The 11,997-nt window shown below is 54.4% G+C and carries 13 protein-coding genes; 11 read left to right on the top strand and 2 right to left on the bottom strand.

The annotated features are described in order from the left end of the window. Positions 1 to 21 precede the first annotated feature (21 nt). Complete coding sequence (locus SWE17_RS00580) at positions 22 to 1,017, top strand: Bug family tripartite tricarboxylate transporter substrate binding protein (RefSeq protein ID WP_322991192.1); 996 nt, start codon at positions 22 to 24, stop codon at positions 1,015 to 1,017. Positions 1,018 to 1,078: 61 nt separating this feature from the next. After that, positions 1,079 to 2,623 (top strand): malonyl-CoA synthase, encoded by a 1,545-nt coding sequence (locus tag SWE17_RS00585; protein WP_322991193.1) that lies wholly within the window; start codon positions 1,079 to 1,081, stop codon positions 2,621 to 2,623. A gap of 47 nt (positions 2,624 to 2,670) precedes the next feature. Here the strand turns inward: SWE17_RS00585 and SWE17_RS00590 are convergent, their stop codons facing one another. Further along, positions 2,671 to 3,114 (bottom strand): universal stress protein, encoded by a 444-nt coding sequence (locus tag SWE17_RS00590; protein ID WP_322991194.1) that lies wholly within the window; start codon positions 3,112 to 3,114, stop codon positions 2,671 to 2,673. A gap of 105 nt (positions 3,115 to 3,219) precedes the next feature. Between SWE17_RS00590 and SWE17_RS00595 the strand changes: the two genes are divergently transcribed. The 9 genes from SWE17_RS00595 (at position 3,220) to SWE17_RS00635 (ending at position 11,115) form a co-directional block, all read left to right on the top strand. After that, the gene (locus SWE17_RS00595) at positions 3,220 to 5,574 is read left to right on the top strand and encodes a cation-translocating P-type ATPase (protein ID WP_322991195.1); all 2,355 of its coding nucleotides are present in this window, start codon (positions 3,220 to 3,222) and stop codon (positions 5,572 to 5,574) included. A gap of 21 nt (positions 5,575 to 5,595) precedes the next feature. Further along, the gene (ccoS, locus tag SWE17_RS00600; protein ID WP_322991196.1) at positions 5,596 to 5,733 is read left to right on the top strand and encodes a cbb3-type cytochrome oxidase assembly protein CcoS; all 138 of its coding nucleotides are present in this window, start codon (positions 5,596 to 5,598) and stop codon (positions 5,731 to 5,733) included. 70 nt (positions 5,734 to 5,803) lie between these two features. Beyond that, positions 5,804 to 7,240, top strand: a complete 1,437-nt coding sequence (gene ccoN, locus SWE17_RS00605; RefSeq protein ID WP_322991197.1) for a cytochrome-c oxidase, cbb3-type subunit I — start codon at positions 5,804 to 5,806, stop codon at positions 7,238 to 7,240. A gap of 13 nt (positions 7,241 to 7,253) precedes the next feature. After that, positions 7,254 to 7,880 (top strand): cytochrome-c oxidase, cbb3-type subunit II, encoded by a 627-nt coding sequence (ccoO, locus tag SWE17_RS00610; RefSeq protein WP_322991198.1) that lies wholly within the window; start codon positions 7,254 to 7,256, stop codon positions 7,878 to 7,880. A 9-nt stretch (positions 7,881 to 7,889) separates the two neighbouring features. Next, on the top strand, positions 7,890 to 8,030 hold the full coding sequence (locus SWE17_RS00615; protein WP_322991199.1) for a cbb3-type cytochrome c oxidase subunit 3: 141 nt from the start codon (positions 7,890 to 7,892) through the stop codon (positions 8,028 to 8,030). A 41-nt stretch (positions 8,031 to 8,071) separates the two neighbouring features. Further along, positions 8,072 to 9,001, top strand: coding sequence for a cytochrome-c oxidase, cbb3-type subunit III (ccoP, locus tag SWE17_RS00620; protein ID WP_322991200.1), 930 nt, complete (start codon positions 8,072 to 8,074; stop codon positions 8,999 to 9,001). A gap of 55 nt (positions 9,002 to 9,056) precedes the next feature. Beyond that, positions 9,057 to 10,523 (top strand): cytochrome c oxidase accessory protein CcoG, encoded by a 1,467-nt coding sequence (gene ccoG / locus SWE17_RS00625; RefSeq protein ID WP_322991201.1) that lies wholly within the window; start codon positions 9,057 to 9,059, stop codon positions 10,521 to 10,523. Positions 10,524 to 10,549: 26 nt separating this feature from the next. Beyond that, positions 10,550 to 10,867: a nitrogen fixation protein FixH gene (locus SWE17_RS00630; protein WP_322991202.1), complete on the top strand. Its 318-nt coding sequence runs from the start codon at positions 10,550 to 10,552 to the stop codon at positions 10,865 to 10,867. Positions 10,868 to 10,878: 11 nt separating this feature from the next. Further along, on the top strand, positions 10,879 to 11,115 hold the full coding sequence (locus tag SWE17_RS00635; protein ID WP_322991203.1) for a hypothetical protein: 237 nt from the start codon (positions 10,879 to 10,881) through the stop codon (positions 11,113 to 11,115). Between the two features lie 20 nt (positions 11,116 to 11,135). Here the strand turns inward: SWE17_RS00635 and fnr are convergent, their stop codons facing one another. Continuing rightward, on the bottom strand, positions 11,136 to 11,858 hold the full coding sequence (gene fnr, locus SWE17_RS00640; protein ID WP_322991204.1) for a fumarate/nitrate reduction transcriptional regulator Fnr: 723 nt from the start codon (positions 11,856 to 11,858) through the stop codon (positions 11,136 to 11,138). Positions 11,859 to 11,997 lie beyond the last annotated feature (139 nt).

Here is an 11,997-nt window from a genome sequence, read left to right on the forward strand (position 1 = left end):
ATTAAAAATAAGGAGACCTTCATGCAGCTTTTTCCACATTCTTTTGAACGGCGTGACCTGTTGAAACTGGCCGTTTCAGCCGCTGCGGCCAGTGTTTGGAGCGCTCAAGCACAAAGCACTTGGCCCACCAAACCCGTGACCATGGTCGTTCCCTTTCCTGCTGGGGGCGGCACAGATGCTTTCGCGCGCCCTCTATCAGCCCAATTTGCCAAGCTGACCGGTAAGCAACTCATCATTGACAACCGGGGAGGCGCAGGTGGCACCTTGGGCGCAGGGATCGCCGCCAAATCCACGCCCGATGGTTACAACTATTTCATGGGGGCTGTTCACCACACGATCGCGCCCAGCATGTACCCCAAGTTGGATTACGACTTGGAACGTGATTTGGTCCCCTTGATTTTGGTTGCCAATGTCCCCCAGGTTTTGGTGGTCAACCCCAAAAAAGTGACTGCCGCCGATTTCAAAGGCTTTTTGGAGTTCGTCAAGAAAAATCCCGGCCGCTTGAACTACGGTTCTGCCGGGGGGGGCACCTCGCACCACTTGGCTGGGGAGTTGTTCAAGCTTCAAACCAAAACCTTCATCACACACATCCCTTACCGAGGAGCAGGACCTGCTTTGCAGGATTTGATTGCTGGCAACGTGGACATGATGTTCGACGGATTGGGTTCTTCTGCCGCTCATATCAAAGGGGGTAGGATCAAGGCACTGATGGTCTCGGGTGCCAAACGCAATGCAGCTTTCCCGGATGTCCCGTGTTCTGCAGAGCTGGGTTTGCCAGACTACACCGTGTCAACTTGGTACGGCGTCTGGGCGCCCAAAGGAACACCAGCCGATGCGCTAGGTCGTGCCATTGAAGAGATTCGCCGTGCTTGCCTGACCGATGAGGCCAAGGCGGTTTGGGCCAACCAGGGTGCCGAATTTCCCAACTTGACCACCAACCAATTTGAGGCGTTCATCAAAAAAGAACTCACCAAATGGTCGCAAGTGGTGAAAGCCTCCGGCGCCAAACTCGACTGATTACCTTCAACGATTTTCATGGGCCTGCTCGCAGGCCCATTTTCACGCTCACTTTGAAATCATGAAAAACCAGAACTTGTTCACAGCCCTGCGCGCTGCGTTCCCAGCAGATGTCTCGGCCATTGCGATCGAAACCGATGAGGGTCTTCAGTACAGTTGGCGTGACCTGGACCGTGCCACGGCCATGATGGCCAATCTTCTGAAGTCGCTGGCTTTGCCCGAAGGCAGTCGGGTGGCCGTTCAGGTTGAAAAGTCGGTCGAAGCCTTGATGCTGTACTTGGCCACTTTGCGAGCTGGGTATGTGTTTTTGCCCTTGAACACCGCCTATCAAAGTGCAGAAATTGAATATTTCCTTGGCAATGCCGAACCTGCTGTGGTGGTCTGCAGTGGTGCCAACTTTGGCTGGGTCAGCAAAATCGCCTTCAAGGCGGGCACCCAACATGTGTTCACCTTGAATGAGGACCGCACAGGCAGTTTGCTAGAACGTGCTGCGCATCAAAGCGATCAACACCAGGCAATCCCTCGTCAAGCCGACGATTTGGCCGCTATTTTGTACACCAGTGGCACCACCGGTCGCAGCAAAGGGGCCATGCTCACGCATGGCAATATGCTGAGCAACGCACTCACGCTCAAGGATTATTGGGGCTGGAAAAAGGGCGATGTGCTCATCCACGCCTTGCCCATTTTTCATGTGCACGGTCTTTTTGTGGCCATTCATGGGGCCCTGATCAATGGCAGCAAGATGATCTGGATGGCCAAGTTCGACCCTAAGCGTGCGATCAGCTGCATGAACCAAGCCACCGTTTTCATGGGTGTGCCCACCTTGTATGTGCGCATGCTGTCCGAGTCGAGCCTGAACAAAGCAGCGGTTAAAAACATGCGTTTGTTCATCGCTGGTTCTGCGCCATTGCTCATTGAGACTTTTACCGAGTGGCAAGAACGCACAGGCCACACCATTTTGGAACGCTACGGCATGAGCGAAACCGCCATGCTGACGTCCAACCCTTATGGGCCTGACACGCGTTATGCCAAGCAGTCAGAGCGCCGTGGTGGTACTGTGGGTTTCCCTTTGCCGGGTGTTTTGCTCCGCGTCATGACGGACGATGGCCAAAATTTACCGGTCGGAGAAATCGGCGGCATTCAGGTCAAGGGCCCGAACGTGTTCAAGGGGTACTGGCGCATGCCTGAGAAAACCGCCGAAGAATTCACGGCCGATGGTTTCTTCAAAACCGGTGACGTCGGTCAAGTCGATGAAAGAGGTTATGTGACCATCGTGGGACGGAGCAAAGACCTGATCATCAGCGGCGGTTACAACGTCTACCCGGCTGAAATCGAGGGTTACATCAACGAGATGAAGGGTGTTGCTGAAAGCGCAGTGGTGGGCGTGCCCCACCCGGACTTTGGTGAGGTGGGGGTGGCGGTGGTCATTGCCAAACCCAATGCAAGCGTTCAGCCCGAGGTCGTTTTGGCCGAACTCAAGGCAAAACTGGCCAATTTCAAAATTCCCAAGCGCTGTTTTGTGGTGGCCGAGCTGCCTCGCAACACCATGGGCAAGGTTCAAAAAAACCTGCTGAGGGACCAGTACAAGTCATTGTTTACCGGATGACCGCCTCCGCATTGGCCAAGCGTGTGCTTGGCCAATGCCCGAGTGACTTAACGCAGCACCAAAACGGGGATGTGCGAATGGGTGAGGACCTGCTGGGTTTCACTGCCCAAAAGTAGGCGCTTGATGCCTTTTCTCCCGTGCGATGCCATCACGATCAATTCGGCTTTGTGTTTTTTGGCCGTCGCAATGATGGCTTCGGACACCACATCCGACTTCACGGTCACGGCTTTCACGACAACCGATTTGGCTTTTGCAGATTTTTCGATGACAGCCAATTGCGCCTGAGCCGACTCGGTCCATTGTTTTTCAATGCGGCCGATTTCTTCCGCTGACAATGGGATGCTGCCTTCAAAGTAAGCGGACGGGTAGCGGGGCACCACTTTGAGTGCAATGAGGTCTGCGCCACAAGTCGCTGCGAGTTGAATCGCACTGGTAACGGCTTTTTTAGACAAGTTCGAGCCGTCGGTGGTCACAAGAATTCGCGTGTACATGGTGTGCTCCAGAAGTTGAGGGAAGACACAGAATAAAAGTGCAGTCTGTCCGGCCACTTGATGTACATCAAGGATTGAGCCTCTTTTTTGACGTATCGTTGAGGCATGACTCAAGTCAAGGAATTGCCTCCATCGCCTTTGGCTGAACGGCCCGATACGCCAGATCAGCAAGCACAGCTTTTAGACGAAGCTTCAGAATGGACCGCCTTCAGCTTGCCAGAGAAATCCGAAAACGGGTGCTGGCGCTCCAGTGTGGTTTTTGAAGGCATGCACTGCGCTGCTTGCGCCATCACCCTCGAAGACGCTTTGTTGGCGGTGCCTGGTGTGAAGTCGGTTCAAATCAGCGGAGCCAGTCATCGTGGGCAAATCGTTTGGTCCCCTGATCAAACCCGGCCCTCGGAATGGATGCATTCTGTCGAGCGACACGGTTACAAAGCCTTGCCCGCCAATGACGCGCACGCTCACCAGCGTCGTCGTGAAGAGGCCCGCCGCATGGTATGGCGCTTGGCCGTCGCGGCCATGTGCATGATGCAAGTCATGATGTACGCGACGCCAACGTACCTGTCTCAAGCCGGTGAAATTTCTGACGAGGCCTTGTATTTGTTGCGTTGGGCATCTTGGGTTTTGTCTTTGCCTGTGCTGTTTTTTTCATGCACGCCTTTTTTACGCAATGCTTGGCGCGATTTGCGTGAACGCCAAATCAGCATGGATTTCCCCGTTGCCTTGGGGATGGTTGTCACATTTGGTGTCAGCACGCTGGGGACTTTTGAGCCCCATGGGCCTTTTGGGGCGGAAGTCTTTTTCGACTCATTCACCATGTTTGTGTTCTTCTTACTCATGGGGCGCTGGTTGGAGCAGCGCATGCGCGATCGCACAGCCGGAGCCTTGGAAGCCGTTTTGAACCGATTGCCGGACAGTGTTCGCAAACGGGAAACTGACGGCTCTTGGCGGCTCATGTCGATTCGGAAACTTCAAGTGGGCGACGTGATCGAGGTTCTGCCTGGAGAAGCTTTTGCGGGCGATGGTCTGGTCGTAGCGGGTCAAACCCAAGTGGACGAGGCATTGTTGACGGGTGAATCGAATCCGCTCAGCCGAGGCGCTGGTGATCGGGTGATTGCTGGGAGTCACAATTTGAGCGGCACCTTGGAAGTCCGGATTGAACAGGTGGGGGCCTCGACGCGTTATGCGCAGATTGTGGCTTTGATGGAAAGTGCGTCCAGCTCCAAACCGACCATGGCCTTGCTGGTAGACCGCTGGGCGAAACCCTTTTTGTTGGCTGTTCTGGCGGCATCTTTGGCCGCGGCCGTCTATTGGTGGCCCACCGACCCAGCCCACGCGATCATGGTGGCCGTTGCTGTCCTCATCGTCACTTGCCCTTGCGCATTGTCTTTGGCTACCCCGGCAGCCATGTTGGCCACAGCCGGGGCATTGGCCAGAAGCGGTGTGTTGGTTCGCAGACTCAGTGCCTTGCAACACCTGGCCAACATCGACACCGTGATTTTTGACAAAACAGGCACTTTGACCCGCGATACCTTTCAGGTGCTGCATACCCACACCCGAACCGGCGTGAACACGTCACAGGTTCTGGGTTGGGCCGGTACTTTGGCGCAGCATTCTTTGCATCCAGTGTCTCGGGCCTTGTGGTCAGAGGCCAGAAAACAAGCAGAGATGGCAGGGCAACTGAAAGCGTTGGAGGCCATGGTGGTGCAAGACGTGACCGAATTGGCCGGGCAGGGTGTTCAGGGGCAATTGCGCTTGGCCAATTCAATGGCCTTGGACTTGAGACTGGGGTCGTCCCATTTTTGTTCTGCCCCAGCGTTGACGGGTCACCACTTGCAAGTCAGCTTGGCCGATGCGTCGGGTTGGTTGGCCACGTTTGAATTGGCCGAAGAAGTGCGTCCTGAAGCTGAACGGGTCGTGAAGCACTTGTTGGTCATGGGTTTCAAGCTCCAGGTCTTGTCGGGTGACGGCCAAGCCGCGGTGTTGCAAGTGGCCGAATCGGTAGGCATTGACCATGCACAAGGCGGCTGCAGTCCGCAGCACAAATTGCAAGCATTGCAAGCCTTGCAGGCCCAAGGCCATCGAGTGGCCATGGTGGGCGATGGCTTGAACGACGGTCCGGTTTTGGCGGGCGCCGATGTCTCATTTGCCCTGGGCCAAGCGGTGCCATTGGCCCAGTCCAAATCTGACTTTGTGTTGATGGGCGGTCATTTGGATGCCTTGGTGGACACCGTGATCCGCAGTCGAAACACCATGCAAGTGGTCCAACAAAACCTGGTGTGGGCAGCCTTCTATAACGCCGCCTGTGTGCCATTGGCGCTGATGGGTTGGTTACCAGCTTGGGCAGCAGGTCTGGGCATGGCGTTGAGCTCGGTCATTGTTGTGCTCAACGCTTTGCGTCTGTCAAAGCCTCTGTCTGAAAAGGGTGCTTTGATCAATACGGCATCTGCGCTGCCCTGAAAAAAGCTCTAGAAAGTACCTATGGATATTTTGTACCTTTTGATTCCTTTGTCCGTGATCCTGGTTTTTGCCATCTTGGCGGGGCTGTGGTGGGCCATCGACAAGGGTCAATTTGAAGACATTGAGGCCGAAGGGGAGCGCATTTTGCGTGACGATTGATTTTGATCAAGTCTCATCGGTATATACCCGGTCACACTGTGGCGTAGTTTTTGTAATAGAAGAGGTAAAAATGATGTTTGCCAATGCGCAGGCGACGACCTACAACGACAAAGTTGTCAGGCAGTTCGCCATCATGACGGTGGTTTGGGGTGTGGTGGGCATGCTGGTTGGCGTGATCATTGCGGCTCAACTGACCTGGCCGGAGCTCAATTTCGGCATTTCCTGGCTCAGCTATGGCCGCCTGCGGCCCTTGCATACCAACGCGGTCATCTTCGCGTTCGGTGGTTGCGGTTTGTTTGCGGCCGCCTATTACGTGGTTCAGCGGACCTGCAACGTGCGCCTGATCAACGACCAAGTGGCTGCCTTCACTTTTTGGGGTTGGCAGCTGGTCATCGTCTTGGCGGCCATTTCTTTGCCTTTGGGCCTGACCCAAAGCAAGGAATACGCTGAACTCATTTGGCCCATCGACGTGCTGATCGCCGTGGTCTGGGTGGCGTTTGCCTTTGTCTTTTTTGGTACAGTGGGCATTCGCAAGGTGCGCCACATTTATGTGGCCAATTGGTTCTTCGGTGCCTTTATCATCGCCGTGGCTTTGTTGCACATCGTCAACAACATCCAGTTGCCCACAGGCCTGCTGCACTCGTACTCTGCTTATGCAGGCGTTCAAGACGCCATGGTGCAATGGTGGTACGGCCACAACGCCGTGGGCTTTTTCTTGACAGCTGGTTTCCTCGGCATGATGTATTACTTCATCCCCAAGCAAGCCGAGCGTCCTGTTTACTCATACCGCCTGTCGATCGTGCACTTCTGGGCGCTGATCTTCACTTACATGTGGGCCGGTCCTCACCACCTGCACTACACCGCCTTGCCGGACTGGACCCAGTCTGTGGGCATGGTCTTCTCCCTGATTTTGTTGGCACCCAGCTGGGGCGGCATGATCAACGGCATCATGACCTTGTCAGGCGCTTGGCACAAATTGCGTGATGACCCGATCCTGCGTTTCCTGATCGTGTCCCTGTCTTTTTACGGCATGTCGACCTTCGAAGGTCCGATGATGTCCATCAAGACCGTTAACGCGTTGAGCCATTACACCGATTGGACCGTGGGCCATGTGCACTCGGGTGCCTTGGGTTGGGTGGGTTTGGTGACCATGGGTTCCATGTACTACCTGATTCCCCGTTTGTTCGGCCAGAAAAAGATGTACAGCGTCAAAGCCATCGAAATCCACTTTTGGACCGCCACCATCGGCATCGTGATCTACATCGCCGCCATGTGGATTGCCGGTGTGATGCAGGGCCTGATGTGGCGCGCCATCAACGCTGACGGCACCTTGACCTACACCTTTGTGGAGTCCGTCAAAGCCACTTTCCCGTTCTATGCCTTGCGCTTGCTGGGTGGTTTGTTGTACCTGAGTGGCATGGTCATCATGCTCTGGAACACATTCAAGACCGTGGCCATGGGCCGGTCGGTGGAAGTCCAGATCCCGACACTCGCCCCCGCACACTGAGGAGAAATTAAGAATGGCTCAAAACCCAAAATCAGGCGGCTTGTCTCATGAGAAAGTCGAGACCAACAACTTCTTGATGATCGTTCTGATCTTCGTCGTCTTGTTGGTGGGAGGCATGGTTGAAATTGTGCCTCTGTTTTTCCAAAAATCCACCACTGAACCGATTGCGGGTCTCAAGCCTTACACCGCTTTGCAAGTGGTGGGGCGCGACGTGTATGTGCGTGAAGGTTGTTACAACTGCCACTCGCAGATGATTCGTCCCTTCCGGGCTGAAACCTTGCGTTACGGCTCTTACTCATTGGCCGGTGAATTTGTCTATGACCGTCCCTTCCAGTGGGGCAGCAAGCGTACGGGTCCTGATTTGGCCCGCGTGGGTGGCCGCTACAGCGATGAGTGGCACCGCATTCACTTGACCAATCCCCGAGATTTGGTCCCTGAATCCAATATGCCTGCATATCCTTGGTTGGAAAAGACGGCAGCAGACCACGGCACGGTGGTGGCGCACATGTCGGCCTTGCGCACGCTGGGCGCACCATATACCGACGAAGAGATGGCCAAGGCCACTGATGAAGTCAAAGGCAAAACCGAATTGGATGCGGTCATTGCCTACCTGCAAGTGCTCGGCATTCACCGCAAATAAGGCTCAGCCATGGACATCAATACTTTGCGATCCATCGTCACCGTCCTCGCCTTCATTGCCTTTGTCGGCATCGTGGTTTGGGCATGGTCTCGGCGCAATCAGGCCAGCTTTGACGAGGCGGCGCTATTGCCGTTTCGTCAGGACGACTGAGCGGTCCTCCAGAACTCAAAAAAATACTTCAAGGAAATTCCATGAGTGACTTCATCAGCAACTTCTGGCACTTGTATGTGGCCGGCATCACGCTGGTCAGCATCATTGCCTGTCTGCTTTTGTTGTGGTTCAGCGGCAAGGCCAAGGCCATGACCGCCAACGACAACACCACCGGCCACGTCTGGGACGGGGACTTGCGCGAGATGAACAACCCCTTGCCCCGCTGGTGGGTGGGCTTGTTCATCATCACCATCATTTTTGCCTTCGTTTACCTGGCCATGTACCCCGGTGCGGGCAACTTTGCCGGTAAATTCGGTTGGTCTTCGGCTGGTCAGTACGAGACTGAAGTGGCCAAGGGCAATGCCGAAGTGGCGCCTTTGTATGCCAAGTTCTCTGGCATGCCACCCGAAGATGTGTCCAAAGACCCACAGGCTTTGGCCATTGGTGACCGTTTGTTCATGAACAACTGCGCCCAGTGCCACGGTTCCGACGCACGTGGCAGCAAGGGCTTCCCCAATTTGGCCGATGCCGACTGGTTGTATGGCGGCTCGCCCGATGCGATCAAAACCACTTTGGTGCAAGGCCGCATGGGCAACATGCCCCCCATGGCCGCAGCGGTGGGCACACCGGAAGATGTGCGCAACGTCGCGCATTACGTGCTCAGCATGTCGGGCAGCCCGCACGACTCCTTGCGCGCACAGCTTGGCAAATCGAAATTCGGTGCTTGCGCGGCTTGCCACGGCATGGATGGCAAGGGTAACCATGCTGTCGGGGCGCCTAACTTGACCGATGACATCTGGTTGCATGGTTGGGGTGAAAACGCCATTGTCAACATGATCAACAACGGGAAGGTCAATCAAATGCCTGCGCAAGCCGCCAAGTTGACTGAAGGGCAAATCCATGTTTTGGCTTCTTACGTTTGGGGCCTTTCTAACAACGCGACGGCCAAAGTAGCGACCGTGGCCAAGTGACGTGAACCCTGGGCGGCAAGTGCTTCTTGCCGCCCGTTTTAGCAAGGTCTGCATTTTGTCCTCCCCAGAAGATCGTCCCCGTTCAGTGATTCCTATCAACCCGATTCCTGTTGAGGAAGACGGTGTCATGGTGTCTTTGTACCAAGCACAACAAAAAATCCATCCCCGCAGTGTTCAGGGTGTTTTTGCCCGTTGGCGCTGGTTGATGGTGGTCATCACACAGCTGGTTTTTTATGGCCTGCCTTGGCTGGAGTGGGGTCAGCGTCAAGCCGTTCTGTTCGACTTGGGTGCGAGACGTTTTTATATTTTTGGCTTGGTGCTTTACCCGCAGGACTTCATTTACCTGACGGCTTTGCTCGTCATCTCGGCTTTGTCGCTTTTTTTGTTCACTGCCGTTGCCGGGCGTTTGTGGTGTGGTTTTGCGTGTCCTCAAACCGTTTACACGGAAATCTTCATTTGGATCGAGCGCCAGTTTGAGGGAGACCGTTCTGCCCGAATGCGCCTTGACGATGCACCTTGGAACTTGAACAAGGTTGGGCGCAAAACCGGCAAGCAATTGGCCTGGATTGTTTTCTCGTTGTGGACGGGCTTCAGCTTTGTCGGCTACTTCACCCCCATCCGTGAATTGTCTGCATCTGTACTGTCGCTGGGTTTTGGCCCGTGGGAAATTTTCTGGATTCTGTTTTACAGCTTTGCCACCTATGGCAATGCGGGCTTCATGCGAGAGCAGGTGTGCAAATACATGTGCCCCTATGCCCGCTTTCAAAGCGCCATGTTTGACAAAGACACGCTGATCGTCACTTACGACGAAGCGCGTGGTGAACCCCGTGGCCCCCGCTCCAAAAAGGCCGACCCCAAAGCCCTGGGCTTGGGCTCTTGCGTGGACTGCACACTGTGCGTGCAAGTTTGCCCCACTGGCATCGACATCCGCAAAGGCTTGCAATATGAGTGCATTGGTTGCGGTGCCTGCGTGGACGTGTGCGACAACGTGATGGACAAGGTCGGCTATGACCGTGGTTTGATCAAGTTTTCCACGCAAAATGCCATGGATCAAGGCTGGAGTTGGGCGCAAACCGTTCGTCGTATTTTCCGTCCACGTGTATTGATTTATACAGCTGTTCTCTGGTCTATCATCATCGGAGTGGGTGTTTCTCTTTGGCTGCGTGAACCTTTCAAGGTGGATATCGTGCGCGACCGCGCCACCATGGCACGTATCGTTTCCGGTGGAAAAATCGAAAACGTTTATCGCCTTCAAATCATGAATGCTGCGGAAGAGACTTTGTCCTTCCACCTTCAAGTTGAGGGCTTGCCTGGATTGCTCCTCGCGAGTGAATCTGCGGTGCAAGTCAACGCCACTGAATCACGCTGGGTTTCGGTTCAACTGCAGGTGCCCTACGATGCTGCGCCCTCAGGCTCTCACCCGATTCAATTCCACATTGAGGCCCGAAAGCCATTCGCTTCTACGGATGCACCAAACGTCGGTCATTTGCGTGAAAAAACCGTCTTCTTGATCCCTCGGTGAGTGATCAGACAAATAGAAAGAGACTCATGAGCAGCACTTCCAATTCAACTCAAGTGAGCCAGCCTTGGTGGCGCTTTGGCATGGTCTGGATGGTGGTGGGCGGACCTGCCGTGGTGGTCGTGGCGGGTTTGACCACCTTCTACATTGCTGCGAGCCATCCTGATCCTGTGCTCACAGTGACGCCCCGAACGGCCACACAAGAGCGGCAAGGGATCACCAACGCACCTGCGATGCAAGGCCGTAATCACGCCGCGACAGGCGAGTTGCCCAAGCTCAAAGAAGCAGGGAGCCAAGCGAGTTCAGAGCCTGCCGAAGCGTCTGTCTCTGTGCCCACCAAACCCTGAAGGACAAAACAATGCGCACCCAACGCTGGATGTGGATCGCCTGGCCCTCTTTTTTGGTGGCTGGTTTGATCGAAGTGCTTGCCTTTGCTTTTGTCGATCCACAAGATTTGCACTGGTTTGGTCATGAACTGGAACTGTCACGACAGGCCATTTACACCCTGGCTTTTTTTCCCTTTTGGGCGATGACCATGCTCTCCAGTGCGCTGACGACTTTGTTGGCTCTGTCTTCAGAAGAGGTCAATGGCTGACCACTGAAGTAAGGGGTGATTTATTCACAATGGATTGTGTTGTTCACCAAACGCTGCAATCCTTCTGTGTTCAAAATGCGAACATGGCGCTGCTTGACTTCAACCATGCCTTCCTCCACAAACTTTGAAAAAGTGCGACTCACCGTCTCAAGTTTGAGCCCTAAGTAACTGCCAATTTCTTCACGGGTCATGCGCAAGACCAACTCGGATTGCGAGAAACCTCTGGCATGCAAACGTTGAACCAAATTCAATAAAAAGGCAGCCAATCTCTCCTCCGCACGCATGCTGCCCAAAAGCAACATGACACCATGCTCACGCACAATTTCGCGGCTCATGATTTTGTGCACATGGTGCTGCAAGGCTTTGACCTCGCGGGAAATTTCTTCAATTCGGTCAAAGGGCATGACGCAAACTTCTGCATCTTCCAGTGCTACCGCATCACAGCTGTGCTGGTCATTCACAATGCCGTCCAGCCCAATGATTTCCCCCGCCATCTGAAAACCTGTGACCTGATCTCGGCCGTCTTCTGTGGCCAAACAGGTTTTGAAAAAGCCTGTGCGGATGGCATAAAGCGATGTGAATTTTTCGCCGTTGGTGAACAATGTGTCACCCCTCTTGACCTTGCGTCGCACCGCCACCAAGTCATCAAGACGCTTCAAGTCTTGTTCACTCAAGCCCACGGGCATGCACAGTTCGCGTAAGTTGCAATTCGAGCAGGCGACTTTGATGGCTTCGGGGTGCATGTTTATCTCAGGGTTGAAGAGAGGTTTTGCCTTGGATCAAGCATTGAGCTTAAACCGAAAAATCTTCCAAAATTGATTCAATACCCGGTCTGTGTAGAAAATCCCGGAAAACAAGTATTCCTTTTGACTTGCGTCAAAA

The sequence above is a fragment of the Limnohabitans sp. genome, from assembly GCF_034680285.1.
Classification (GTDB): domain Bacteria; phylum Pseudomonadota; class Gammaproteobacteria; order Burkholderiales; family Burkholderiaceae_C; genus Limnohabitans_A.

Bases quoted from the DNA above. Each gene is read 5' to 3' on its own strand.
- SWE17_RS00580 (WP_322991192.1), top strand. From the start codon at position 22: ATGCAGCTTTTTCCACATTCTTTTGAACGGCGTGACCTGTTGAAACTG.
- SWE17_RS00635 (WP_322991203.1), top strand. From the start codon at position 10,879: ATGCGCACCCAACGCTGGATGTGGATCGCCTGGCCCTCTTTTTTGGTG.
- ccoN (WP_322991197.1), top strand. From the start codon at position 5,804: ATGATGTTTGCCAATGCGCAGGCGACGACCTACAACGACAAAGTTGTC.
- SWE17_RS00585 (WP_322991193.1), top strand. From the start codon at position 1,079: ATGAAAAACCAGAACTTGTTCACAGCCCTGCGCGCTGCGTTCCCAGCA.
- SWE17_RS00590 (WP_322991194.1), bottom strand. From the start codon at position 3,114: ATGTACACGCGAATTCTTGTGACCACCGACGGCTCGAACTTGTCTAAA.
- ccoO (WP_322991198.1), top strand. From the start codon at position 7,254: ATGGCTCAAAACCCAAAATCAGGCGGCTTGTCTCATGAGAAAGTCGAG.
- SWE17_RS00630 (WP_322991202.1), top strand. From the start codon at position 10,550: ATGAGCAGCACTTCCAATTCAACTCAAGTGAGCCAGCCTTGGTGGCGC.
- SWE17_RS00595 (WP_322991195.1), top strand. From the start codon at position 3,220: ATGACTCAAGTCAAGGAATTGCCTCCATCGCCTTTGGCTGAACGGCCC.
- fnr (WP_322991204.1), bottom strand. From the start codon at position 11,858: ATGCACCCCGAAGCCATCAAAGTCGCCTGCTCGAATTGCAACTTACGC.
- ccoP (WP_322991200.1), top strand. From the start codon at position 8,072: ATGAGTGACTTCATCAGCAACTTCTGGCACTTGTATGTGGCCGGCATC.
- SWE17_RS00615 (WP_322991199.1), top strand. From the start codon at position 7,890: ATGGACATCAATACTTTGCGATCCATCGTCACCGTCCTCGCCTTCATT.
- ccoS (WP_322991196.1), top strand. From the start codon at position 5,596: ATGGATATTTTGTACCTTTTGATTCCTTTGTCCGTGATCCTGGTTTTT.